This window comes from Stenotrophomonas sp. RG-453, from assembly GCF_033843685.1.
Taxonomy (GTDB): Bacteria; Pseudomonadota; Gammaproteobacteria; order Xanthomonadales; family Xanthomonadaceae; genus Stenotrophomonas; species Stenotrophomonas bentonitica_A.
In genome coordinates this window covers 268,447-294,041 of the sequence record NZ_JAMYED010000004.1, presented here as the reverse complement: position 1 = coordinate 294,041, position 25,595 = coordinate 268,447, and the positions used below count along the sequence as shown (strand labels likewise).

Genomic DNA, 25,595 nt, shown 5'->3' with positions numbered 1-25,595 from the left:
CGCTTACATTCCGCGCCAAGCCCAGATCTCTAAGCCGTGGAGGGCGGCGAAGTGAACAAGGCAGCGATCACTATCAAAGATGTCGCCCGTGAAGCCCGTGTCTCTGTTGCCACGGTCTCGCGCGCACTCAATGGCCATGAAAATGTTGCCGAGCCCGTGCGCAAGCTGGTGCTGGAGGTGGCGGCGCGACTGCGCTACACCCCGCATGCAGCGGCCCGGAGCCTGAGCAGCCGGCGGACCAATACCATTGGCGTGGTGTTGCCCGATCTCTATGGCGAATTCTTCTCCGAACTGATGCGCGGCATCGATGGGGTGGCCCGCGAGCGTCGCCAGCATCTGCTCGTGTCCAGTTACCACGGTGACCAGGAGCAGCAGGGCGCGGCCCTGCGGGCCATGCGCGGCCGTGTCGACGGGTTGCTGGTGCTCTCGCCGTATGCCGAGAGCCCGGGCTTCCTGACCGACAACCTGCCGCAGTCGTTGCCCACGGTGCTGATCAACACGTATCTGCCCGAGCAGGATCATCCGGTGCTGAGCATCGATGACCATGCCGGCGCGATGGCCATGACCCGCCACCTGCTGGACGTCGGGCATCGGCGCATTGCCTTCATTTCCGGTCCGGACCTCAACTACGACGCCCGTGAGCGCCTGCGCGGTTTCCGCGATGCGCTGGCGGCCTTCGGCGATGCTGCCGAAGGGATCGAGTTGCCCGGTGACTTTGACGAAGCTTCCGGCCATCGCGCCGGACAGGAGTTGCTGGCAGCCGGCACGCTGCCCGACGCGGTGTTCGCCGCCAACGACATGATGGCGCTGGGGTGTCTGTATGCGTTCGCGCAGGCAGGCGTCCGTGTCCCGTTCGATGTCGCATTGGCGGGGTTCGATGACATTCCGCTGGCACGTTTCGTTCACCCATCGTTGACAACGATGCAGGTGAGTATCGCCGACCTCGGCGATAAGGCCGCGACGCGCCTGCTGCAGTTGATGGATGGCAACAACACAGAAGGGGCCGGCGACAAGCAGACGCTTGTACCGACCCTGATCGTGCGTGATTCGAGCAGAGCCAGAACCGAGCAGTAGGTCACGACCGTTGGTCGTGACGCCCTAAAAAAACGCACCACATAAAACGACAGGGGCCGCAAAGACGGCCACCACCACCCGGAGAGTTACATGACGTATTCCAATCACCGCAACCGCGCGCCCGCACGCAGTCTGTTGTCCAGCGCGCTGGTCACCTGCCTGATGCTGGGCGCCGCCCCGAGCGTGATGGCGCAGTCGGCCACCTCGTCGCTGCGCGGCCAGGTCGCCGAGGCTGCCGCCGGCACCGAAGTCACCGCCACCAACGTGGCCAGCGGCACCGTGCGCCGCGCCACCACCCGTGCCGATGGCAGCTACTCGCTGATGGGCCTGGACCCGGGCACCTACAACGTCGTGGCCAATGGCCAGACGCAGAAGGTGACGGTCACCGTGGCCTCCACCGCGACCCTGAACTTCAGCGGCGCGCCGGCCAACGGCGGCACCGCCAACGCCACCAACCTGGACACGGTCAACGTCATTGCACCGACCCTGCTGCAGGAAGTGCGTACCTCCGAAGTGGGCAAGACCGTCAGCCTGCAGCAGATCCAGACCACCCCGCAGGTGTCGCGCAACTTCCTGGAATTCGCCGACGCGGTCCCGGGCCTGATCTTCACCCGTGATGCCAAGGGCAACACCTCGCTGCGTGGCGGTGCCACCAACTCCGACGGCACCAACGTCTACATCGACGGCGTGGGCCAGAAGAGCTACGTCAAGGGCGGCGGCGTGGCCGGCCAGTCCGGCAGCGCCGGCAACCCGTTCCCGCAGCTGGCGATCGGTGAATACAAGGTCATCAGCGGCAACTACAAGGCCGAATACGGCCAGGTGTCGAGCGCGGCCGTGACCGCGGCCACCAAGTCCGGTACCAACGAGTTCAAGGGTGAAACCTTCTACCGTTACACCAACGAAGACATGCGCGCCAAGACCCCGGCCGAGCGCCAGGCTGGCCAGAGCAAAGAGGCATCGGCCGAGAAGGAATACGGTTTTGCATTGGGTGGCCCGATCATCCAGGACAAGGCGCACTTCTTCGTGACCTACGAAGCCAAGCGCTTCGACCTGCCGGTCACCATCGCGCCGGACGGCGCGGTCGGCCGCGCTGCCGCGCTGCTGCCGCCGGAAGGCGCCGCCGGCCTCGGCCCGGCCAGCCAGCCGTTCCAGCAGGATCTGATCTTCGGCAAGATCGACTTCGAGCCGACCGACAACGATCGCATCGAGCTGACCTTCCAGGACCGCGATGAAACCCAGTCGCAGTTCAGCGGCCAGACCTCGCCGGAAGCCGGCCGTGAAGTGGTCAACACCGACCGTCGTTACGCCCTGCGCTGGAACCACAGCGGCGAGCGTTACTACAACGAACTGATGGTCACCCACGAAGATTCGTTCAACAACCCGACCCCGCTGACCCTGGCCAACGGCATCACCTACACCGCACCGGACGGCACCGAAGACCGCACCGTGGTGAAGATCGGTGGCGCATCGGCGCTGGATTCGCAGGTGAAGGGCCAGAAGGGCTGGTCGATCGAAGACAACCTGACCCTGGACGGCATCGAGTGGCAGGGTGACCACACCATCAAGATGGGCGCCAAGTACAAGCAGATCGATCTGTACGCATCCGATGCCGCGCAGATCAATCCGACCTTCACCTACAGCCTGGGTGATCCGGACTTCCCGTCTTCCATTCCGTACAAGGCGCAGTTCGTCAAGCCGGTGACCGGCGTGTCGGGCGTGTCGGGCGAAGTGCGCTCGAAGTCCAAGCAGATCGGCCTGTTCATCCAGGACGACTGGCAGGTCAACGACCATCTGCAGCTGAACCTCGGCCTGCGTTGGGACTACGAGAAGACCCCGTCCTACCTGGACTTCGTGACCCCGCAGCAGGTGGTCGACGCGATCTACTCGCAGGATCCGCGCGCGGCCGCGGGCCAGACCTACGCCGATTCGCTGGCGCTGGGCGGCCTGAACATCGGCGACTACATCAGCAACGGCCACAACCGCAAGGCGTTCAAGGACGCCTGGCAGCCGCGCCTGGGCTTCTCGTATGACGTCAACGCCGACGAGCAGCACGTGTTCCACGGTGGTGCCGGTCGTTCGTATGACCGCGATCTGTTCGACAACCTGCAGCTGGAAACCACCAAGCTGGCCCTGCCGCAGCCGACCATCTACTTCCGCAACCCGGCCACCGGCACCTGCATCGACGGCCAGGCCGCCTGCTATGACTGGAACCCGAACCTACTCAACGGCATCGGCAACCTGCAGGCCCTGGTCGGTTCGACCAGCAACGCCGGCCTGGAAGTCGATCTGCTGAACAACAACCTCAAGGTGCCGTACTCGGACCAGTTCAGCTTCGGCATGAGCAACCAGGTCGGTGAGTGGCTGACCGATGCCACCATTTCCCGCACCCTGAGCTACGACGGCTTCGCCTTCACCCTGGGCAACCGTTACCCGACCGGCCAGTTCTTCGATGACCCGCGCCTGTGCGGCGGCACCGACCCGGGCCTGAGCCAGGCCTGGAGCTGCAACGTGCCGGGCTTCGGCAGCCTGATCATCGGCCAGCAGGGCATCAAGACCCGTGCGACCCAGGTCCTGCTGTCGGCGCAGAAGCCGTTCACCCAGGAAAGCGGCTGGGGCACCTCGGTGGCCTACACCTGGACCACCGCGCGCCACAACCGTGACATCAACGAGAAGTACGCGTTCGACCGCGGCCTGATCGAAGATTATCCGACCATCCGTTCCAACGGCGCGCCGCGCCACCGCCTGGTGGTCACCGGTTCGTACGCGGGCTTCTGGGGCATCACCTTCGGTGGCAAGGTCACCCTGGCTACCCCGACCGCCGTCAACGACTGGTACCCGGTGCCGCAGGCCAGTGGCTACAACCTGCCGACCCCGCAGGCAGCCGTGCCCAATGCCAATGGCAAGTTCCTGCTGGGTGGCAAGATCTTCGGCTACCGTTCGGTCGATCTGCAGGCGACGAAGACGTTCAAGATGCCGGGCGAGACCGAGCTGTACGCTCGTATCGACATCATCAACGTGTTCAACTTCGACAACTTCTCGACCTACAACTACGTCAAGACCAACGGCAAGCTGCAGGCCAGCTACAACGAGACCGGCGACATCATCGGTACGCCGCGTCAGGTCAAGGCAGAAGTCGGCTTCCGCTTCTGATGCAACAACGGCCCCGTCTTTGGACGGGGCCGGTTTCATGGCAATGGCTGGCCTTCGGGCCAGTCCATTGTCCAGGCCGCTGCCACGGAGGGTGGCAGCGGCCTGGGCAATGACCCGCTTGTTCGGACCACGCACGCGTGGTTTTTTTAAGCGGCGTTCTGTAAACGATTTCAGGTCATTGGACGTTATGCTTCCCAGTCACGAACACCGTAGAAGGAGTTGGCCCATGCAGGCACGCCACCTGTTGACCGCTGCGGCGATCAGCGTCGCCGCCGTTGCCTGTCAGCCGCAGGCCCAGCAGGAGCCGGCCAAGCCCAAGCCGCCCGTGATCCTGGTCGAGGCGGATGTGCCGCCGCGGCCGATGAAGCCGGAACTGCCGCCGCTGTTCGACGATATCGAGCGCCGCACCTTCCAGTTCTTCTGGGATACCACCAATGAGGTCAACGGGCTCAGCCCGGACCGTTACCCGTCGCGCCCGTTCGCGAGCATCGCCTCGGTGGGCTATGCGCTGACCGCGTATCCGATCGGCATCGAGAACGGCTGGGTCAGCCGCACCCAGGCGATCGACCGCACCCTGCTGACGCTGAAGTATTTTCGCGACCTGCCGATGGGCCCACAGCGCACCGGCAAGGCCGGTTACAAGGGCTTCTACTACCACTTCCTGGACATGCAGGAAGGCCGCCGCTACGACAGCTGGGTGGAGCTCTCCAGCGTGGATACCGCGCTGCTGATGATGGGCGTGCTGTTCGCACAGTCCTATTACGACGGTGACGACGCGCGCGAGAAAGAGATCCGCGAGATCGCCGACACGCTCTACAAGCGCGTGGACTGGCCCTGGCTGCAGCAGCGCGCACCGCTGATCTCGATGGGCTGGTTCCCGGAGAGCGGCTTCATCGATCACGACTGGATGGGCTACAACGAGGCGATGATGGTCTACATCCTCGCGCTCGGCTCGCCGACCCACCCGGTCAGCCCGGACGCCTGGACGGTCTGGACGCGCACCTACGACAACGACTGGGGCGTCTACCAGGGCCAGGAATACCTGTCCTTCGGCCCGCTGTTCGGCCACCAGTACACGCATGTTTGGGTGGACTTCCGCGACATCCAGGATGCCTACATGCGCGAGCGGGGCAGCACCTACTTCCTCAACAGCCGCTCGGCCGCCTTGGCGCAGCGCGAATACGCGATCGCCAACCCGATGAACTGGAAGGATTACGGCCAGAACGTGTGGGGCCTGACCGCCAGCGACGGCCCGCAGAACACCACCCAGGAATACCGCGGCGAGCAGCGCCAGTTCCGCCATTACTCCTCGCGCGGCGCGGGCCTGCGCGAGAATTTCGATGACGGCACCATCGCACCGACCGCCGCGATCTCCTCGATCGTGTTCGCCCCGGAAGAAGTGATCCCGGCCGCGGTGGAGATGCACAAGCGCTATGGCGATTACATCTACTCCAGCTACGGGTTCCTGGATTCGTTCAACCCGAGCTTCAACTACGACATCCCGATCAAGACCGGTCGCCTGGTCCCGGATCGCGGCTGGGTGGCCAGCGATTACATCGGCATCGACCAGGGCCCGATCCTGACGATGATCGCCAACTACCGGAACGATTTCGTCTGGAACGTGATGAAGAAGAACGCGCATATCCGCAAGGGTCTGGAGCGCGCCGGCTTCAGCGGTGGCTGGCTGACGCCGGAAGGCGAGGACCAGCCGATGGAACTGCAGAAAGATGAAAAGGCGGCCTCGGCCCGCTCGGTCGGCATCGCCGAATCGCGTGCGGCAGCCGCCCAGGAACAGAAGAACAATTCCAATTCGAACCGCAACCAGCAGCAGGGGAAGTAAGCAGTGCCATCGTCGTCGCGCCCGAAGCTGGGGTTGAGTCTGTTGCTGCTGCTGGTCGGCAGCCTGTTGTTGAGTGCCTGCCGAAAAGAACCGGAAGGCGTGACCGTGCGTTTCTGGGCGATGGGCCGCGAGGCCGAAGTCGTCACCGGCCTGATCCGTGAGTTCGAGGCGGAAAACCCGGGTATCCATGTGGATGTGCAGAACATCCCGTGGACGGCCGCGCATGAAAAGCTGTTGACCGCGTTCGCGGCCGACGGCCTGCCGGATGTGTGCCAGCTGGGCAATACCTGGATTCCCGAATTCGCCGAGCTCAATACCCTGACCCCGCTGCAGCCCTACGTGGCGCAGTCCAAGGTCGTGGACCCGGCCGATTACTTCCAGGGCATCTGGGATACCAACGTCATCCATGACGAGCTGGTCGGCGTGCCGTGGTACGTCGATACCCGCCTGCTGTATTACCGCAAGGACATGCTCGCCAAGGCCGGTTATGACCATCCGCCGCGCACCTGGGACGAGTGGAACGCGATGATGGCGGCGATCAAGAAGATGCAGGGCGCGAACCGCTATGCCGTGTTGATGCCGATCAACGAGTTCGAGCAGCAGCTGTCCTTCGCCCTGCAGCAGCCGGACCCGCTGCTGCGGGATGACGATACCCGCGGCAACTTCAGCAGCCCCGGCTTCCGCAGGACGCTGGGCTTCTACGAGAACATGTTCGCGCAGGGCTGGGCCCCGCGCATGTCCGAGACGCAGATCTCCAACGTCTGGGATGAATTCTTCCGTGGCTTCAACGTGTTCTACGTGTCCGGCCCCTGGAACATCCGCGAGTTCAAGAAGCTGCAGCCCAAGGCGCTGGAAGGGCAGTGGGGCACCGCTGCGCTGCCGGGCCCGGACGGCCCCGGCGCCGGCATCGCCGGTGGAACCAGCCTGGTGATCTTCCGCTCCTCGCAGCAGAAGGAAGCGTCGTGGAAGCTGATCGAGTTCCTGTCGCGCCCGGCGATCCAGGAACGCTTCCATTCGATCATCGGTGACCTGCCGCCCCGGCGCAGCACCTGGGATTACCCCTCGCTGGCCAACGACCCGTTGGCGCAGCCCTTCCGCGACCAGCTCGAGCGGGTCAAACCCACGCCGAAGGTGCTGGAGTGGGAGCGCATCGTGCAGGAAATGCGGATCATCACCGAACAGGTGGTGCGTGGTGGCATGGATCAGGACGTGGCAGTGAAAGAACTGGACAAACGCGTGGACAAGGTCCTCGCCAAACGCCGTTGGATGCATGAGCAGCACCGGCGCGACGCCTCCGGGGTGAGCGACAAGCAGCACTCCAGCGCGGTCGCCACGGAGGCGGCGCCATGAAGCAGCGTTCGCTTGCCGGCTGGATGTTCGCCGGCCCGGCCATCCTGGTCATCGCGGTGTTCTTCGGCCTGCCGGTGTTCTCGGCACTGGCCCTGAGCATCACCGATTTCGATCTGTACGCACTGGCCGACGGCGAGAACCTGCGCTTCGTCGGGCTGGGCAACTACATCGACCTGCTGCAGACCCCGATGTTCTGGAAGTCGCTGTGGAACACCACCTACTTCGTGATCGTCGGTGTACCGATGTCGATCGCGGTGTCGCTGGGCGCGGCGATCCTGCTCAACGCCCCGGCTGCGCGCTTCAAGGCGCTGTTCCGCACCGCACTGTTCGCCCCGGTGGTGACCACCCTGGTGGCGGTGGCGGTGATCTGGCGTTACCTGTTCCACACCAGCTACGGCCTGGTGAACTACGGCCTGGGCCACCTGGGCATCAGCCCGATCGACTGGCTGGGCGACCCGAACTGGGCGATGCCGACCATCATGCTGTTCGCGGTGTGGAAGAACTTCGGCTACAACATGGTGATCTTCCTGGCCGGCCTGCAGGCGATCCCGCATGACCTGTACGAGGCGGCCCGGATCGACGGCGCCTCGCGCTGGAAGCAGTTCCTGCACATCACCCTGCCGATGCTCGGCCCGGTGCTGCTGGTGGTCGGCGTGATCACCGTGTCCGGCTATTTCCAGCTGTTCGCCGAGCCCTACGTGATGACCCGTGGCGACCCACTGCAGAGCACCGTCAGCGTGCTGTACTTCATGTTTGAAGAAGGCTTCAAGTGGTGGAACCTGGGCCGCGCCTCCGCGGTGGCGTTCCTGCTGTTCCTGATCATCCTGGGCGTGACCAGCATCATGCTGCGTTTCGGCCGCAAGAGGCAGTTGGTATGAGTCGTGAAATCGGTCAATCGCGCTGGCACGCCTGGTGGGTCAATGGTGGCCTGCTGGTGCTGGCCGCGCTGAGCCTGGCGCCGCTGTTGTGGATGCTGTCGGTGTCGTTCATGCCGACCGGCGAGGCGGCGCATTTCCCGCCGCCGCTGCTGCCCTCGTCGCTGACGACCGCGAACTACCATGAGTTGTTCGCCCGTACCGGCATGGCCAACAACTTCGTCAACAGCCTGATGGTGTCGCTGGCGATCACCTTCGGCTCGCTGCTGCTCAACACCATGGCCGGCTATGCCTTCGCCAAGCTGCGCTTCGCCGGCCGCGAGCGCATCTTCCAGCTGCTGCTGGCCGCGCTGGTGATCCCGGCGCAGGTGGCGATGCTGCCGCTGTTCCTGCTGATGAAGCAGCTGGGCCTGGTCAACAACTTCGGCGGCGTGATCGTGCCGGCGCTGGCGACCGTGTTCGGCATCTTCCTGGTCCGCCAGTACGCCCGTTCGATCCCGGATGAGCTGCTTGAAGCGGCCCGGATCGACGGGGCAGGGGAGCTGCGGATCTTCTTCCAGATCGTGCTGCCGATGCTCAAGCCGGTGCTGGTGACGCTGTCGATCTTCACCTTCATGGCCGCGTGGAACGATTTCATGTGGCCCTTGATCGTGTTGACCGACCAGGAGCACTACACTCTCCCGGTGGCCCTGGCCACGCTCTCGCGCGAGCACATCATGGATGTTGAGATGATGATGGCCGGCGCGGTGGTCACGGTGGTTCCGGTGCTGCTGCTGTTCCTGGCATTGCAGCGTTATTACATCCAAGGTCTGTTGCTGGGGAGTGTCAAAGGGTGAAGCATGCCGTCGTCGCGGTGGGTCTGGGTCTGGGTCTGGTCTGGTCACTGGCGGCCTCGGCCGCACCGCCGGCGACGCCGGTGCTGCCCGCACCCAAGGTGCTGGACAGCTTCGACGACATGACGCCCTGGAAGCTGGTCGTCTCCGACCAGGTCAGCGGCTCGCTGCGCAGCGTCGCCGGCACCGGCGGCGGGCGCGCGCTCTGCCTGGACTACGACTTCCACAACGTGTCCGGCTACGTCGGCATCCGCCGCGAGCTGGGCATCCAGTACCCGGAGAATTACCAGTTCGGCTTCCAGCTGCGCGGTGACTCCCCGGCCAACGACCTGCAGTTCAAGCTGATCGACGCCAGCGGCGACAACGTCTGGTGGGTCAACCGGCCCGGCTATGCCTTACCCAAGGCCTGGGCACCGGTGCAGTACCGCAAGCGCCAGATCGACAAGGCCTGGGGGCCGGAAACGGACCCGACGCTCAAGCGCAGCGCCGCGATCGAGTTCACCATCTACAGCAAGGTCGGCGGCAAGGGCACGGTCTGTTTCGACCGGCTCACGCTGCAGGGACTGCCGGCGGCCGATACCTCTTCACTGAGCCCGTCGGTGATCGCCGATACCGCCACCGCGCTGCAGAACCGCATCGTCGATGGCAAGCCGGACACGGTCTGGATCAGCGGCGGCGTGGCCGAGCAGACCATCACCCTGGACCTGCACAAGGTGCGTGAGTTCGGCGGGGCGGTGATCGAGTGGCTGCCCGGGCTGGAGGCCACGCGGTATGAAGTGCGCTCCTCGGCCGACGGGCGCAGCTGGGACACGCGCCGCGAGGTGACCGCCGGCGGCGGTGGCCGCGACTGGCTGGCGCTGCCGGATACCGAGGCGCGCTATCTGCGCTTCGACCTCAAGGGCGGCCCGAGCTGGCGCTACGGCATCCGTGACATCACGCTCAAGCCGCTCGAGTTCGCCGATACCCCGAATGATTTCGTCCGCTCGGTGGGCGCCGACCTGCCGCGCGGTTCGGTGCCGCGTGGCTTCACCGGTGAACAGCCGTACTGGACGCTGCTGGGCCTGGATGGCGGTCGCGAACAGGCCCTGATCGGCGAAGACGGTGCGCTGGAAGTGGCCAAGTCCAGCTTCAGCGTGGAGCCGTTCGTGCTGGTGGACAACAAGCTGCTGAGCTGGGCCGACGTCAAGACGAGCCAGTCGCTGCAGGATGATTACCTGCCGATCGCCAATGTCGGCTGGACCCACGACAAGGCCGGCCTGCAGGTCACCGGCTTCGTGCAGGGCACGCCGGACAATGCGCAGCTGGTCGGGCGTTACACCCTGCGCAACCCGGACAAGGTCGCCCACGAGTACACCCTGGCCCTGGCGGTGCGCCCGTGGCAGGTCAATCCGCCGACCCAGTTCCTCAACACCGTTGGCGGTGTGAGCCGGATCGACAACCTGTCGGTCGACCCGACCCATGTGGACGTCAACGGCAAGCCGCGCCTGTATCCGGCGCAGGCGCCGGATGCGGCCTTCGCCACCGCCTTCGACAGCAAGCTGGACGTGGTCCACCTGGCCAGCGGCAAGCTACCGGGCACCACCGAAGTGAAGGACGGCACCGGCCTGGCCTCCGGCGCGCTGCTGTACCGCTGGAAACTGGAGCCCGGCCAGAGCCGGGAGGTCGCCATCGTGCTGCCGCAGACCGGCAACTGGACGATGCCCAAGGCCTTTGATGCCGCCAAGGCGCAACAGCAGGTCGCCTCGATGTGGCGGACCAAGCTGGACCAGGTGACGCTGCAGGTGCCGGCCGCCGGCAAGCCGCTGGCCGATACCCTGCGCACCGCGCTGGCGCACATGCTGATCTCGCGGATCGGGCCGAGCATCCAGCCGGGCACGCGCTCGTACTCGCGCAGCTGGATCCGCGACGGCGCGATGATTTCCGAGGGCCTGCTGCGCATGGGCCGTAGTGATGCGGTGCGCCAGTACGTGAACTGGTACGCGCCGTACCAGTTCGACAACGGCAAGGTGCCGTGCTGCGTGGACTCGCGCGGCAGCGATCCGGTGCCGGAGAACGACAGCCACGGCGAGTTGATCTTCAACATCGCCGAATACTGGCGCTACACCGGCGACACCACCTTCCTGGAAGTGATGTGGCCGCACGTGCAGGGCGCCTACCAGTACATGGAGCAGCTGCGCCTGAGCGAGCGCACCGAGGAAAACCGCGCCCGCAACCCGGCCTTCTACGGAATGATGCCGGTCTCGATCAGCCACGAGGGCTATTCGGCCAAGCCGATGCATTCCTACTGGGACAACTTCTGGGCGCTGCGTGGCTACAAGGATGCCGCGATCATCGCCAGCACCCTGGGCAAGGCTGAGGCAATGCAGATCAGCGAGTCGCGCGATCAGTTCCGTGACGACCTGCAGGCCTCGTTGCTGGCAGCGACCGCGCAGCACAGCATCGACTACCTGCCCGGTTCGGCCGAGCTGGGCGATTTCGACGCGACCTCGACCACCATCGCACTGGCCCCGGCCGGTGAGCAGGGGCGCCTGCCGCAGCCGTACTTGAACAACACCTTCGAGCGCTACTGGAGCGAGTTCGAAGCGCGTCGTGATGGCAAGCGCGAGTGGAAGGACTACACCCCGTACGAGTGGCGCAACGTGGCTGCGTTCGTGCGCCTGGGCTGGCGTGACCGCGCTTGGCAGGCGACCGAGTTCTTCTTCAAGGACCGCGCGCCGCAGCCCTGGAACCAGTGGGCCGAAGTGGTCTCGCGCACGCCGCGCAAGCCGTTCTTCCTGGGCGACCTGCCACACGCCTGGGTGGCCTCGGACTTCGTGCGCTCCGCGCTGGACATGTTCGCCTACAGCCGCGACATCGACGACAGCCTGGTGCTGGCCGCCGGGGTGCCGTCGCGTTGGCTGGAAGGCAAGGGCGTCGGCGTGCAGGGCCTGCGCACGCCGAACGGCCAGCTCAACTACGCACTGGTCCGCAATGACAAGCAGCTCACCCTGACCGTGTCGGCCGGCCTGATTCCGCCCGCCGGTGGGGTGGTGTTGCCATGGCCGTACAGCGGCGAGCCGGGCGCCACCACCATCAACGGTGAGCCAGCGCAATGGGTGGGCGGCGAGCTGCGGGTGATGCAGGTGCCGGCCAAAGTCGAGATCGAGATTCCGGCATCGGTACGCCGGGCGGAACGCAAGGCACCGTAATGCGGCAGATGACGAAGTTGAGGCGCGGCCTGCTGGCCGCCGTGCTGGCGTTCGCGCCGGTGGTCGCGATGGCGCAGGCCAACGGGGCAGGGGCCACGCAGGAGATGACCATGGTCACCTTCAACCTGCACCACGACCGCGAAAACTGGCCGGCCCGCCGCCAGGTGATCCTGCGTGAGCTGCAGACCCTGCAGCCCGATGCGATCGCGTTGCAGGAGGTGATCCAGAAGCCCCATGTGCGCAACCAGGCCGCGTGGCTGGCGCGCAAGCTGGGCTATGAGTACCAGTTCGTTTCCACCGATCCGCCGGGGCGTTTCAAGCGCTATGGCAATGCACTGCTGACCCGGCGCCCGGTGCTGACGCGCAACGACCATCTCTTGGCACCGATCAACGACTACCGCACCGTGGCGCATCTGCGCATCGATGTGGACGGTCGGCCGGTCAATGTCTATGCCACGCACTTGAACGAGCGCTCGGACGAGGTGGGCAGCCGCATCCGCGGCGAGCAGGTGGCCGATCTGCTGACGTTCATCGCGCAGACCGCAGGTGATGCGCCGGTGGTCGTGGCCGGGGACTTCAACGCGCTGGTGGATGCAGGTGACCTGAGCGAGCTGCGCAATCACTACGGCGACAGCTACGGCAGCGTGCACGTCAACAACGAGCTGGCCCAGGTCAGCACGCTCAACCGCCATTACTACGATGCGCCATCGCGCATCGACCATATCTTCTTCCAGCAGGATCGCCTGCTTGCCCGCGAAGCGAAGCTCCTGTTCGATCAGCCGTACGCCGATGGCCGCTGGGCCTCGGATCACTACGGCGTGTGGACCCGGCTGCAGTTCGCGCCGGGTACCGGCAACGCCGGCGCGACGACGCCCTGAGGCGCGCGCCGCGTCGTCGGTGATGGTGTAGCGCGCTACCGGCTGCCTCCACGGATGACGTGGATCTGCCCTTGATGCGACCGATCCGGGATCCACGCATGGCGTGGATCTACCCTTGCTGCATCCCATGGCCTGTGTAGATCCACGCCATGCGTGGGTACGCTCAACGCCGCCATCATGATTGCCTGACCCGCGCCGCTGGCTCCGCCATCCAACCGCCCAAACGCAGACAGCGGCCCGAAGGCCGCTGTCTGCTTGTTGCGTCACTCACCCAGGATCAGAGCGTGTCTTTCTTTTCCTGGTCAGCCTTGTCGCCTTCGTCGGCCTGCGGGGCATCGGTGGGGATGTCCTCGCGGGCCTCGGCCTGGGCGGCCTGTTCGGCGGCATTGGTGGTGGCCGGGGCTTCGCTGGCGGTCGCACCGAACAGCTGGCCGTTATGCACGACCGGGCCGGCCGGGGCCGATTCGGTGCGGGCCTGCGGCGCTGCCGGCTGTGCCGGGGCCTGGGTCGCATCGACGGCATCCAGCATGCTGGTCTGCACCGGCGCGGCGCTCGGCTCCTTCACTTCTTCCGGGGCGGTCTCGACGACCGGGGCCGACGGAGCAGCGACCGGAGCCGGAGCTGCCGGAGCAGCCACCGGAGCCGGAGCCGCCGGAGCAACCACCGGGGCCGGAGCCACCGGAGCAGCGACCGGGGCCGGAGCTGCCGGAGCAGCCACCGGAGCCGGAGCCGCCGGAGCAGCCACCGGAGCCGGAGCCGCCGGAGCAGCCACCGGTTCAACCACACGCGGTGCTTCCACCGGTGCAGCCGGCTGCGCAGCGGCCGGGGTCGGCTTCGGGCTTTCCACGAACGGCACCGGGTCGTTGTAGGAGGCCGGGGCCTTCTCGGCGACCGGTTCGGCTGCCGGGGCAGCGGCCTTTTCAACGACCGGGGTCGGTGCCTTTTCGGCGGCCGGTGCTGCCACCTGCGCCGGAGTCGGCTCGGTGTGGCCCGCCGTCACGACCGGGCTGCTGACCACCGCCACCGGAGCGGCAGCGGCGACAGCGGCTGCCGGAGCCGGGCGCGGGGCCTGGACCGGGGCAGGGGCGGCGGCCGGCGCGTTGCCGGATTCGTCGTCGAACTCGAACTCCGGCTGCGGCTGACCATGGTTGGCGACCTGGCGCTCGGCCGGGGCGGCGGTGTCGCCGTCCTGATCGCCATCCTGATCGTCGCCCTCGTCATCCAGACCGTTCTCGTCACCATTGAGGCCGTCGCTGCCGGCAGCCTGCTCACCGTTGCCACGACGACGACGACGGCCACCGCGACGACCGCGACGACGACGCGAAGCGCCTTCGCCGGTACCGTCTTCGGCGTTGGCCGGGGCGTCACCCTGTTCGGTGGCCTCGCTCACTCCAGCCTGCGCGTCCTCGGCCACAACGGCCTTGGTCACGTCCTGCGCGTGGGCAGCCGGTGCAGCAGCATCGGTGGCGACCACGGCAGCGGCGGCGATCACCGCGGCATCGGCGGCGACCGGGGCAGCGGTGGTCGGCTTGGGTGCATCGGCCTGCGGCTGGCGCGCGGGCTTTTCGCTCACGGCCGGCTTGTCGCCGTCATTCTGCTGGGGCTTGGCCTGGCCGTTCTGGCCCTGCTTCTGCTTCAGCTTCGGCTGCTGCTGGTCATTGCGCGCTTCATTGCGCGGCTTGGCCGGCTGCTGCTCGTTGCGCGGCTTGCCCTGGCTGGGCGCCTGCACCTGTGCTGCGTTGCCATTGGCCGGTGCGGCGGTGTCCTGGCGGCGCTCGTCACGACGCTCGCCCTTCGGGCCGCGCTCGCCACGCTCACCACGGTCCTTGCCACGGCCCTGCGCCTGCGCATTGCCGTTACCGCCGCGCTCGCCACGCTCATCGCGGCGGCCGTTGCGGTCCTTGCCGTTGCGGTCCTTGTTGCGACCGTTGCGGTTGCCGTCCTGGCCAGGGCGGCTGCTCGGCTGCGGTGCGGCGGCCGGGGCCGGTTCGCCACCGAAGATGCGCTTGAGCCAACCCACCACACCGGTGGCGGCCGGGGCGGCCACGGGGGCGGCGACCGGTGCCGGTGCGGCCACCGGTTCCGGGGCTTCACGCACCGGGGCCGGCTGGCTGTGCTTGACCTGGGTCACCACCGGGGCGACCGGGATGTTCAGCTGGGCCTTGGTCAGTGCATGCACCGGCAGCTTGCGCGGGGTGCCGCGCTGGTAGCTCGGCTTGCCGCTCTCTTCGCCCAGCTCGTTCTCGCGCAGGCGGGTCACTTCGTAATGCGGGGTGTGCAGCTGCTCATCGGCCACGATCACGATCGGCGCGTCATGGCGCTGTTCGATCTCACGCAGCGCGCTGCGCTTTTCGTTGAGCAGGTAGTTGGCGATCTCGACCGGGGCCTGGACCAGCACCTGCCCGGTGTTCTCCTTCATCGCATGCTCTTCAGCCACGCGGATGATGGACAGCGACAGCGACTCGACGCTGCGCATGCGGCCATGGCCATCGCAACGCGGGCAGACGATCTGGCTGGATTCGCCCAGGCTCGGGCGCAGGCGCTGGCGGCTCATTTCCATCAGGCCGAAGCGCGAAATGCGGCCCAGCTGCACGCGCGCACGGTCGTACTTGAGCGCGTTCTGCAGGCGGTTCTCGACTTCGCGCTGGTGCTTGTTGGAGGCCATGTCGATGAAATCGATGACCACCAGGCCGCCCAGGTCGCGCAGGCGCAGCTGGCGGGCCACTTCTTCAGCCGCTTCCAGGTTGGTCTGGAAGGCGGTGTCCTCGATGTCGCTGCCCTTGGTGGCGCGCGAGGAGTTCACGTCGATGGCGGTCAGCGCTTCGGTCTGGTCGACCACGATCGAGCCGCCGGACGGCAGGCGGACGTTGCGTTCATACGCGCCTTCGATCTGCGATTCGATCTGGAAGCGGTTGAACAGCGGGATGTCGTCCTTGTAATGCTTGAGCTTGCGCAGGGTCTGCGGCATCACCTGCTGCATGAACTCCTGGGCGGTCTCGTACAGCTCCTCGGTGTCCACCAGGATCTCGCCGACATCGGCGCGCAGGTAGTCACGCAGGGCGCGCACGATCAGGCGCGATTCCTGGTAGATCAGGAACGAGGCCGGCTTGGTCAGCGCCGCTTCGGCGATCGACTTCCACACCTGCAGCAGGTAATCCAGATCCCACTGCAGCTCTTCGGCATCGCGGCCGACGCCGGCGGTGCGGATGATCACGCCCATGTCGTCGGGGATGTTCAGCTTGTCCAGCGCGTCTTTCAGCGCGGCACGGTCTTCGCCCTCGATGCGACGCGAGACGCCACCGGCGCTCGGCGAGTTCGGCATCAGGACCATGTAGCGGCCAGCCAGCGAGATGAACGTGGTCAGGGCAGCGCCCTTGTTGCCGCGCTCTTCCTTGTCCACCTGGACCACGACTTCCTGGCCTTCACGCAGCAGCTCGCGGATGCCGGCCTTGTTGTGGTCGACGCCAGCCTGGAAGTAATCGCGGGAGATTTCCTTCAGCGGCAGGAAGCCATGGCGCTCACCGCCGTACTCGACGAAGGCCGCTTCCAGTGAAGGCTCAAGGCGCGTGATGCGGCCTTTGTAGATGTTCGACTTCTTCTGTTCCTTGGACGGCTGTTCGATGTCGATGTCGTACAGCGTCTGGCCATCCACGATGGCTACCCGCAGCTCTTCAGCCTGCGTGGCATTGATCAGCATTCGCTTCATTCTTGCGTTCCTCGCGCGCTGCTACCGCGCGGAACGCCATGGGGTTTCGCTTCTGGTCACGCTTCACCGCCCATCGCGCATGCGCGGGGAGGGCGGTTTGGGTTTCCAGCGCTACGACACCACGGCAGGCCGCGGGAGCGCTTCATTTGTTTTGGTTTGGGTGTAACTGGGCCGGAGGCAGCTTTCAGCCAGGCTGGAGCGCCACAGGGACATGTTCAGCGCGAATGTGTGTCAGACATCCGGCGATGGCCGGGACCGCCGGTGAGCCGCTAACATGGCCGCCCCGGGGGCGGTGGCTGCGCACTGTGCCGGAATCGCGGGAAGTCGGGCTTCTGGCCCAGAGCAACTTCCAACGAAATCAATCCCTTATCTCGCCCGCCGAGTGTAACAGAATAAAAGGCCAATGACCGTTACCGAGCCCACCCCCAAAGCCGCTGAAGCCATGACCAGCGTACGTATCATCACTGTTCCGGCCGACCGTGCCGGGCAACGCCTGGACAACTTCCTGCTCGGCCAGCTCAAGGGTGCACCGCGCAGCCTGATCTACAAGCTCGTGCGAAGTGGCCAGGTCCGCGTCAATGGCGGCCGCGCCAAGGCCGAGCGCAAGCTGGAGGGCGGTGACGAAGTCCGGGTGCCGCCCGTCCGTCTCAACGAAGAGGGCGACAAGGCGGGGCCGCCGGCCGCGTTCATGAAGCGGCTGGAAGATGCAATCGTGTTCGAAGACGATCGGCTGCTGGCGCTGAACAAGCCGTCGGGCGTGGCCAGTCACGGCGGCAGCGGCATCAGTTTCGGCGCCATCGAAACCCTGCGCGCACTGCGGCCGGGCAAGACCCTGGAGCTGGTCCATCGCCTGGACCGGGATACCTCCGGCCTGCTGATCGTGGCCAAGAAGCGCTCGGCCCTGAGCGAGCTGCAGGCGCTGCTGCGTGAAGACCACGGCGCCGGCATCCGCAAGCGCTACCTGACGCTGCTGGCCGGCCGCATGCCTGATGGCACCATGACCGTGGACGCCCCGCTGCACGTGGGCCTGCGCCAGGGTGGCGAGCGCCACGTGCAGGTCAATCCGATCGGCAAGGAGTCGATCAGCCACTTCAAGGTGCTGGAGCGCAAGGGCGGCCATTCGTACTGCGAAGTGCGGATCGAAACCGGCCGGACCCACCAGATCCGCGTGCATGCCCAGCATCTGGGTCATCCGGTGGCCGGTGACGACAAATACGGCGATCCGGACGTCAACAAGCGGCTTCGTGAGCAGATCGGTCTGAAACGCCTGTTCCTGCACGCGGCCTCGCTGGAGTTCGCGCTGGATGCGGGCAAGACCCCTTATCTGATCAATGCGCCGCTGGCCGAGGAGCTGGTCGAGGTGTTGAACCGGCTCAAATAAGGCCGACCGACAAGGGTAGTGCCGGCCGCTACGGTGTCGATCGACATCCGACGTCGGGAAACGCCGGCCAGCGGCCGGCACTACCGGGCGGCGGGACCCTGCGCCGACGTTACCCGGTTGAAAGGGCCCGGAGTTGCCGGGATAGAGCCCCCGGCATCACCACTTGAACAGCACCAGGCTGATCGCCAGGCTGCCCATGCCGGCCACCAGGCCGTACACGGTCTCGTGGCCCTTGGCGTAGCGCTTGGCCGCCGGCAGCAGTTCGTCCAGGGCCAGGAACACCATCACGCCCGAGATGATCCCGAACACCCAGCCGAAGGTGGCATGGTTGAGCACCCCGGACAGGGCGACATAGCCGATCGCCGCACCGATCGGCTCGGCGAGCCCGGAGAGCAGGCTGGCGCCGAACGCATAGAACTTGTTCTGGGTGGCGAAATACACCGGCACCGCGATCGCGATGCCCTCGGGGATGTTGTGGATGGCGATGGCGAAGGCCAGCGGCATGCCGACCGAGGGGCTCTCCAGGGTGGCGAAGAACGTCGCCAGCCCCTCGGGGAAGTTGTGCGCGGTGATCGCCACGGCGGTCAACAGGCCGACCCGCTTGATGTAGGCCTTGTTGTTGTCGCGGAACAGCGGGTCCTGCTTGTCCAGGCTCTCGTGCGGGTTCGGGATCAGGTGGTCGATCACCACGATCAGCAGCACGCCGACCAGGAAGGCCGCGGTGCCGTAGGCGAAGCCCAGTCGGGCGTCATAGGCCTGGGTGAATGAATCGATGGCCTTGTTGAGGATCTCCGTCAGCGAGACGAAGACCATCGCGCCACCGGCAAACGCCAACCCGAACGCCAGCAGGCGCGGGTTGGGGCGCCGCGAGAACAGCACCATCAGGCTGCCCAGCGCGGTGGCCAGGCCGGCGGCCAGGGTGACCGCCAGGGCGATCCATACGTTTTCACTGGAAATATCAGGCATCCGCCAACGCGTCCTTGTACGAGAAAAGTGCGCCGTGCGGTACCCACCTCCCCACTGGGCCGCTGAAATGCGGAGCTCCGTGGGGGCGGTGTTCACCGGGCGCGTGGCGACGTGTCGATCCGACGGGCGCCTTGACGATCCATGATGCGCGGTTTGCGGCGGCTGACCTCAACACCCTGCGGCGATCAGCCGCCGCGACGCAGCCGTTCTTCGATCGCGAAGCACTCGTCCGGCTTGGGCTGCGGCGGATTGAAGCTGACCGGGACCTGGATCGTGGTCGAGACCGTCTGCCCGGCACGGGTGCCCGCCTTGAACTGCCAGGCCTGGACCGCCTTCTGCGCCTGCTCGTCGAGCTGGGCGTTGCCGCTGCCACTGGCGAGCTGGACCTGGCTGGGCTGGCCGTCGGCGGCGATAGTAACCTTGAACGTACTGGTGCCGCCGATCCCCTGGCAGGCCAGTTCGATGGGGTACTCCGGCGGTGGCGTCTTGACCGCGGCGACCTCGGTGGGCGCAGCGACCGGGGCGGCCGGTTGTTCGGGCGTCTTGTTGCAGCCGGCCAAGGCCGCCACGGCAAGGCTGGACAGCACGATGTACTGCAGTTTCATGGGCTTACTCCGTCAGGGCCGAGGCTTTCGCCGCGCAGATGAAGTCGTTTTCGCTCAGGCCACCCACATCATGGGTGGAGAATCGCACCACGGCGCGGTCGTAATGCACGCCCAGGTCCGGGTGGTGGTCTTCGCGATGGGCAACCCAGGCCAGGGCGTTCACGAAGGCCATGGTGCCGTGGTAGTTGTCGAAGCGGAAGGTGCGGGTCAGCGCCTGGCCGGCCTCGGCCAGCTCCCATCCGGGAATCTGGGCCAGCAGCTCGGTGACCCGGGCGGTGCCGAGCTTGTGGTCGCTGCCTTTGCGCGGCACGCAATGGGCCTGCGCCAGCGGAATCAGGTCGGCCATGGGTTCCTCCACATCTGGATGACTGAACAATGCGCGGTCCGGTGTATAAACCGAATGAGCGCATAACAAGGGATTGGCTAGAATAGCCCGATGATCCAGATATCCGACACTGCCCAATCCTATTTCCGCAAGCTGATCGAGCGTGAGGCCGTGCCCGGCATGGGTGTGCGCCTTACCGCCGTCGATGCGGGTACCCCGCGCGCCGATGCCCGCCTGGAGTTCGCCGATCCCGGCGAGCTGCTCGGTGATGAGTGGGCGGTGGACTGCGATGGCTTCACCCTCTACGTGGCCGCTACCAGCGTGGCCTGGCTTGATGGCGCCGAGATCGATTTCGTCACCAACGCCACCGGCAGCCAGCAGCTGACCATCAAGGCGCCGAAGATCAAGGGCGAGGCGCCGACGGAAGGTTCTTCCCTGGTCGAGCGGGTGCGCTGGGTGGTGGAGAACGAAGTCAATCCGCAGCTGGCCTCGCATGGCGGCAAGGTCGCAGTGCAGGAAGTCTCGGCCGAGGGCGTGGTGCTGCTGCGCTTCGGCGGTGGCTGCCAGGGCTGCGGCATGGCCGACGTCACGCTCAAGCAGGGGATCGAAAAGACCTTGATGGGACGTGTGCCCGGCATCACTGCGGTGCGCGACGCGACCGACCACGAGAGTGGCGACGCGCCGTACATTCCCCGCGGCACGGCTGCCTGATCGCGCTGCGTGCCACTGCGCCGGGCAGACGACATCCTCGATTGGCTGCTGGCTCGCCAGCCGGACAAGCGCATTCTCGAAAAAACCACGGGCCTCCCCTATGGGTGGGGCCTGTGGCTGCGCGCGTTGTCGCCATTACCGCGGCCGTTCCGGGCCAGCGAAGTACTTGCCGAGCTGGCCCAGCGTGAGCCGATGCCCGCTGGTGGGCGCCTGCCCGAACTGAGTTTCATCCAGGCGATGCGCCGGCTGCTCTGGCAGGGCTGGGACCCGGCCCCGCGCGATCAGCGCTGGATGCGCTGGACCTCTGCGCTGATCAGCGCGCTGCTGCATCTGATGTTCGCGCTGTTGTTGCTGTGGGTGGCCTTGATCCGCCCGCCAAGCGAGCCCGAACAGGGCGGCGAGAGCGGGCGCGTGCAGGTGGAGTTCGTCGGCCGCGGCACCCCGCAGCAGGAGCAAGGGGCGTCACCGGCCGCTGCCGAGCCGGCCACGGCGGACGCGGCGATCGCTGCGGCAATGGCCAATGCGCAGGCGATGGCGCAGGCCGAGGCGGATGCGCGCACAGCATCGGCCCCGCAGCCGACCGCGGCGCCGGCGCCGCCAAGCGAGCCACAACCGGCGCCACCCGCGCCCGCGACGCCGGCGGTGGAGCAGCCCGTCCAGGCGACCGAGGTGGCCCAGGCCACGACCGATTTCGTGGTGCCGCCGACCAGCGTGCCGCGCACCGAAGTGCGGGTGATGACGCGCGAGCCGCAGGACATCGCGGTGCGTGAGCGCACCGTGGTCACGGTGGAAGCGCCGACGCCGCGGACCATCGTGCCGGCCCCGCGCACGGCCGAACCGCAATTGCGCACGCCCGAGCTGACCGTGCAGGAGCGGCAGGTCACGGTGGTCGAAGCCCCGACCCCCACCGTGGCCATTGCCGGGCCCCGGGTGGAGGCGACCATGCCGCAACGTGAGGTGCAGGTGCGCGAACGCGAGATCCGGCCGGTGACCGCGCCGGCGGTGAACGTGGCCACGCTGCCCACGCGCGAGGTGGCCGTACCGGGCCGATCGCCTGAGGTCGCCGTGCGCGAACGCGCGGTGCCCAACGCCGCACCGCGTCCGGCACCGCCATCACCGGCCGCGGCGAGCAGTACGGCGACGGCGCCGGCGGCCGCCAATGCCAGCACGGCCGCCAGCACGTCCACGTCGCCGACCGCGACCCGCGCCCCGGCGAGCCCGTCCAAGGCACCGCCCGGCAGCTGGACCACGCCCAACCGGTCCGATGACTGGGGCGCGGCCAATCATCCGCAGGACGCCGATCTCAACGGCCGTGCCGTCAGTGCGACCCAGGGCAATGGCAGCAGTCTGTTCAAGGCCGATGGCAGTGTGCGCGTGCCCGGCCAGGAGGGTCACGGCAACAGCGAGCGCGGCGCACCGGGCGGCGAGAAAGATGGCTGGAGCAAAGAGCGCATCGCGCAGTCCGGCACCTGGCTCAAGCGCCCGCCGTACGACTACACCCCGACCTCGTTCGACAAGTACTGGGCGCCCAACGAATCGTTGCTGGCCGAATGGGTCCGCAAGGGCATCAAGGCGGTGGAGATTCCGATCCCTGGCACGAGCTCGTCGATTTCCTGCGTGATCTCCGTGCTGCAGTTCGGCGGGGGCTGTGGCTTGAGCGATCCGAACATGCAGGACCAGCCAGCCATCGCGCGTCCGCCGCCGGACATTCCGTTCAAGAAGGAACTGCAGGAAGACAACGGCAGCCGATGAGGCGCGGCCTCGGCGGCGGGTAGAGTCACGCCATGCGTGGCTGGGTTTCGGCCGGGTGTCACGGCGCCTCGCAGCCACGCATGGCGTGGCTCTACCGGATGCTGGGCGTTACGGTGCGGGGTCCGCGTCCGGTTCCACGTCCGCGTCCTGCAGCGCGACGAACGCCCAGAACGGCACGTTGCTCTCGCCCCAGTAGCGGCTGGCTTCGTCCAGCACATCCAGCAGCGTGTCGAACTCCGCGCCCGCCTCGCTGCGCAGCGCATCGGCGTCGTTGAAGAACAGCGCATAGCCGTTGGCCGGCAGCCACGCCAGGTCACGCAGGTTGTCGGTCAGTGCATCCCAGTTGCCGCCGAAGCCGGTCGGGAAGTCCAGGCGGGCGGCCAGCCGCATCAGCAAGGTGCGCTTGTCCTGGCAGCCGGCCAGGTCGATCTGGATCACACGCAGGCCGGCATCGCGCATCGCCGCCGACAACGGGGCGACATCATCGTTGCCGATCGCATAGATACCGGCGTTGTTGATGTCGTGCAGGCCCAACTCGAATCCGTCATGCGTCATTGCCAGCTCCCGGCAGGTGGAACGTCGAAACTGCGGAACGTTTCATAGTGATCATCGGTATAGAACCAGCCAGTAGGGGGGGTGCCGCCGGTGACAATGCGCCGTGCGCCGCGATTGCCTGCGCCGGGCGTGTCTACCGTGTATTCGTGGTAATAGCCGCGCGGCCGCTGCGGCAGCCGCTGTTCGCGGTTGCTGAAGATGCTGCCGTCCTGGCGGTGCGGGAACGGGCCGCCACGCTGGATCAGCGCGATGGTGTCGCGCGCTTCGGCCGGCAGGAACGGGGGCAGGGGATCGCGCGTCGTCCGGCTCGATGCCGTCGGTGCAGGGGCGGCCGGCGCGCTGTCGGGCTGGGTCAGCGATGGCGCAAACTGCGGCGCGGGCGGGCGCTGGGCCAGCTTGATGGCGGCCAGGCCTCCCACCAGCAGCACGATGGCGATCAACAACAACAGCGGCTTGCGCATGAGGGGCCAGCGAAAAGGGGCGAGGCCACTACTCTACTGCGATCACCGCCCGGCACGGTGAGGCCCAGCCGAACAGGCATGCTGCACCGCGGGGCCTGCGCCACAGCGGTGTACACCGTCACTGTCGCGTAACGCGCCCGACACGCCATCGACCACGCAGGACGAAGTTTCCTTTACATCGCCCTTGGTAAGCTTGTCGGCCATCCCCATCATCGACTCCGCAACGCCCGGTCTTTGCCGGGTGAGTGAGCTACCAGGAGAACCACATGGCCTATACCCTCCCCAAGCTGTCCTACGCCTACGACGCGCTCGAGCCGCATATCGACGCAGCGACGATGGAAATCCACCACACCAAGCATCACCAGACGTACATCAACAACGTCAACGCTGCGTTGGAAGGCACCGAATACGCCGACCTGCCGGTGGAAGAGCTGGTCAAGAAGACCAAGTCGCTGCCGGAAAACCTGCAGGGCGTCGTGCGCAACAACGGCGGCGGCCATGCCAACCACACCCTGTTCTGGACCGTGATGTCGCCCAACGGCGGCGGCGCTCCGGTCGGTGACGTCGCCAAGGCGATCGATTCGCAGCTGGGCGGTGTCGAGAAGTTCAAAGAGGCCTTCACCAAGGCCGCGCTGACCCGCTTCGGCAGCGGCTGGGCCTGGCTGAGCGTCACCCCGGACAAGAAGGTCGTGGTGGAAAGCAGCGCCAACCAGGACAGCCCGCTGATGGACGGCAACACGCCGATCCTGGCCCTGGACGTGTGGGAACACGCGTACTACCTGAAGTATCAGAACCGTCGCCCGGAATACATCGGCGCGTTCTTCAACGTCGTCGACTGGAATGAAGTCGAGCGTCGTTACCAGGAAGCCATTGCCTGATCGGCACGGTCACCTGACAGACGAACGGCCAGGCAGCGATGCCTGGCCGTTTTTCGTTGCGCCCCCGCGAACGGTGCCGGTCAGGGCGCGCTGGTGCTTTCCGGCGTCTGCAGGCGCAGGGTGGCCATGGTGCCCAGCCGCATCGCCGCAGCGTCGCCCTCGCTGGCCGGCAGCTTGATACTGTCCTGGCGGATGCCGCCGAAGTGCTTCACCTGGAACAGCACGTCCAGGCCGTGGCCCCGTGCCGCGCCGGCCAGCGACGGCGGATCCACGCGTTCGCCGGGGTTCTTGCGGGCCGGCTGGAAGCCCGGGGTACTTCCCACCAGCTCGGTGATCTCGGCCGAGAAGTCGCCGGCGATCAGCGAAGGCAGGCCGTCGGCGGTCGCGCCGATCCAGGTCATCAGATCGGTGGTCTGGTGCCGGCGGATCTGCGCGTCGTCCGGTTCCGGGCGCAGCCGGGCCACGTAGATGTTGATCAGTTCCTCGCGCAGCTTGACCCGCAGCATCCCGGCCGCGCTGAACTGCCCCGGCGGGTGCAGCAGGGTGACGGCGTCATCGGTCACCGGCAGCCGGGTCAGCATGGCGCTGCCGTGGCGCAGCGGCTGGCTGGGCGGATCGGCAGTGACGAAATCGCAGCTGTAGCGCAGCCGGCTGGCCAGCCAGCAGGCGGGGTTGCGGCCCTGGGTCTGCAGCACCCGCTGCACCGCGATCACGTCCGGCTGCATGGACTCCAGCAGCTGCAGCACCTGGTCACGCCGCTGTTGCCATTGGGCATCGTCCTGGGTCGGCAGTTCCAGCGTGGCGATCTTCAGCGAGGGCAGGGCGTCCTCGGCCTGGCGCGCGTGCGCGCCGGCGGCGGGCGCGGCAAGCAACAGCAGCAGGATCCAGCCTGTCCAACCTCGGGTCCCACCGGTGATGTGCGTGCGCATAACGATAAGTTTACGCTTTCGCCGTCGACGATCCGTGACACGGGTGCCATCGCGCAGATGGGATTCCGGCCCGCCTGCCATGTCCGGTGGCCCCTGTCATGCAGCTGTGCAGCGTGCGCTGGGGTAGGGGCTTCCGGT

19 protein-coding genes are annotated in these 25,595 nt (G+C 66.7%); 12 read left to right on the top strand and 7 right to left on the bottom strand.

What is annotated here, in order from left to right; genetic code table 11:
• Positions 1-36 precede the first annotated feature (36 nt).
• From NJD74_RS09615 to NJD74_RS09580, 8 genes are all read left to right on the top strand, one after another.
• A complete protein-coding gene (locus tag NJD74_RS09615; RefSeq protein WP_019182877.1) occupies positions 37-1,074 on the top strand; it encodes a LacI family DNA-binding transcriptional regulator in 1,038 nt (345 codons plus the stop codon).
• A 90-nt stretch (positions 1,075-1,164) separates the two neighbouring features.
• On the top strand, positions 1,165-4,224 hold the full coding sequence (locus NJD74_RS09610; RefSeq protein ID WP_019182878.1) for a TonB-dependent receptor: 3,060 nt from the start codon (positions 1,165-1,167) through the stop codon (positions 4,222-4,224).
• A 226-nt stretch (positions 4,225-4,450) separates the two neighbouring features.
• Positions 4,451-6,064 carry a glucoamylase family protein gene (locus NJD74_RS09605; protein WP_019182879.1) on the top strand — a complete coding sequence of 538 codons (1,614 nt, stop codon included), beginning with the start codon at positions 4,451-4,453 and terminating at the stop codon, positions 6,062-6,064.
• Between the two features lie 33 nt (positions 6,065-6,097).
• Complete coding sequence (locus NJD74_RS09600; RefSeq protein ID WP_319624057.1) at positions 6,098-7,414, top strand: sugar ABC transporter substrate-binding protein; 1,317 nt, start codon at positions 6,098-6,100, stop codon at positions 7,412-7,414.
• The gene (locus NJD74_RS09595; RefSeq protein WP_019182881.1) at positions 7,411-8,292 is read left to right on the top strand and encodes a sugar ABC transporter permease; all 882 of its coding nucleotides are present in this window, start codon (positions 7,411-7,413) and stop codon (positions 8,290-8,292) included. The genes NJD74_RS09600 and NJD74_RS09595 overlap by 4 nt, the downstream gene beginning before the upstream one ends.
• Positions 8,289-9,125, top strand: a complete 837-nt coding sequence (locus NJD74_RS09590; RefSeq protein WP_019182882.1) for a carbohydrate ABC transporter permease — start codon at positions 8,289-8,291, stop codon at positions 9,123-9,125. The genes NJD74_RS09595 and NJD74_RS09590 overlap by 4 nt, the downstream gene beginning before the upstream one ends.
• Before the next feature lie 47 nt (positions 9,126-9,172).
• The gene (locus tag NJD74_RS09585; RefSeq protein ID WP_319624166.1) at positions 9,173-12,310 is read left to right on the top strand and encodes a discoidin domain-containing protein; all 3,138 of its coding nucleotides are present in this window, start codon (positions 9,173-9,175) and stop codon (positions 12,308-12,310) included.
• 68 nt (positions 12,311-12,378) lie between these two features.
• Positions 12,379-13,188, top strand: a complete 810-nt coding sequence (locus NJD74_RS09580; protein WP_254427773.1) for an endonuclease/exonuclease/phosphatase family protein — start codon at positions 12,379-12,381, stop codon at positions 13,186-13,188.
• Between the two features lie 277 nt (positions 13,189-13,465).
• Here the strand turns inward: NJD74_RS09580 and NJD74_RS09575 are convergent, their stop codons facing one another.
• Positions 13,466-16,894: an Rne/Rng family ribonuclease gene (locus tag NJD74_RS09575; RefSeq protein WP_319624056.1), complete on the bottom strand. Its 3,429-nt coding sequence runs from the start codon at positions 16,892-16,894 to the stop codon at positions 13,466-13,468.
• 442 nt (positions 16,895-17,336) lie between these two features.
• Here NJD74_RS09575 and NJD74_RS09570 point away from each other — a divergent pair, with 442 nt between their 5' ends.
• Entirely contained in the window at positions 17,337-18,275 is a 939-nt protein-coding gene (locus NJD74_RS09570; protein ID WP_019182886.1) for an RluA family pseudouridine synthase, read from the top strand.
• 156 nt (positions 18,276-18,431) lie between these two features.
• Here the strand turns inward: NJD74_RS09570 and zupT are convergent, their stop codons facing one another.
• From zupT to NJD74_RS09555, 3 genes are all read right to left on the bottom strand, one after another.
• Positions 18,432-19,241 (bottom strand): zinc transporter ZupT, encoded by an 810-nt coding sequence (gene zupT, locus NJD74_RS09565; RefSeq protein WP_019182887.1) that lies wholly within the window; start codon positions 19,239-19,241, stop codon positions 18,432-18,434.
• 185 nt (positions 19,242-19,426) lie between these two features.
• Complete coding sequence (locus tag NJD74_RS09560; RefSeq protein WP_019182888.1) at positions 19,427-19,846, bottom strand: energy transducer TonB; 420 nt, start codon at positions 19,844-19,846, stop codon at positions 19,427-19,429.
• A 4-nt stretch (positions 19,847-19,850) separates the two neighbouring features.
• Complete coding sequence (locus NJD74_RS09555) at positions 19,851-20,192, bottom strand: 4a-hydroxytetrahydrobiopterin dehydratase (RefSeq protein ID WP_019182889.1); 342 nt, start codon at positions 20,190-20,192, stop codon at positions 19,851-19,853.
• Positions 20,193-20,282: 90 nt separating this feature from the next.
• On the opposite strand from NJD74_RS09555, the gene NJD74_RS09550 reads away from it, so the two are divergent.
• Together NJD74_RS09550 and NJD74_RS09545 are read left to right on the top strand one after the other, a co-directional pair.
• Complete coding sequence (locus NJD74_RS09550; protein ID WP_019182890.1) at positions 20,283-20,882, top strand: NfuA family Fe-S biogenesis protein; 600 nt, start codon at positions 20,283-20,285, stop codon at positions 20,880-20,882.
• Positions 20,883-20,891: 9 nt separating this feature from the next.
• Positions 20,892-22,634 (top strand): hypothetical protein, encoded by a 1,743-nt coding sequence (locus NJD74_RS09545; protein ID WP_319624055.1) that lies wholly within the window; start codon positions 20,892-20,894, stop codon positions 22,632-22,634.
• Between the two features lie 108 nt (positions 22,635-22,742).
• Here NJD74_RS09545 and NJD74_RS09540 read toward each other — a convergent pair whose 3' ends face one another.
• Together NJD74_RS09540 and NJD74_RS09535 are read right to left on the bottom strand one after the other, a co-directional pair.
• Positions 22,743-23,189, bottom strand: coding sequence for a barstar family protein (locus NJD74_RS09540; protein WP_019182893.1), 447 nt, complete (start codon positions 23,187-23,189; stop codon positions 22,743-22,745).
• On the bottom strand, positions 23,186-23,650 hold the full coding sequence (locus tag NJD74_RS09535; RefSeq protein WP_070470349.1) for a ribonuclease domain-containing protein: 465 nt from the start codon (positions 23,648-23,650) through the stop codon (positions 23,186-23,188). Before NJD74_RS09535 ends, NJD74_RS09540 begins: the two co-directional genes overlap by 4 nt.
• A 266-nt stretch (positions 23,651-23,916) precedes the next feature.
• On the opposite strand from NJD74_RS09535, the gene NJD74_RS09530 reads away from it, so the two are divergent.
• Positions 23,917-24,528 (top strand): superoxide dismutase, encoded by a 612-nt coding sequence (locus NJD74_RS09530; protein ID WP_019182895.1) that lies wholly within the window; start codon positions 23,917-23,919, stop codon positions 24,526-24,528.
• A gap of 80 nt (positions 24,529-24,608) precedes the next feature.
• Here the strand turns inward: NJD74_RS09530 and NJD74_RS09525 are convergent, their stop codons facing one another.
• Complete coding sequence (locus NJD74_RS09525) at positions 24,609-25,457, bottom strand: endonuclease/exonuclease/phosphatase family protein (protein WP_019182896.1); 849 nt, start codon at positions 25,455-25,457, stop codon at positions 24,609-24,611.
• Positions 25,458-25,595 lie beyond the last annotated feature (138 nt).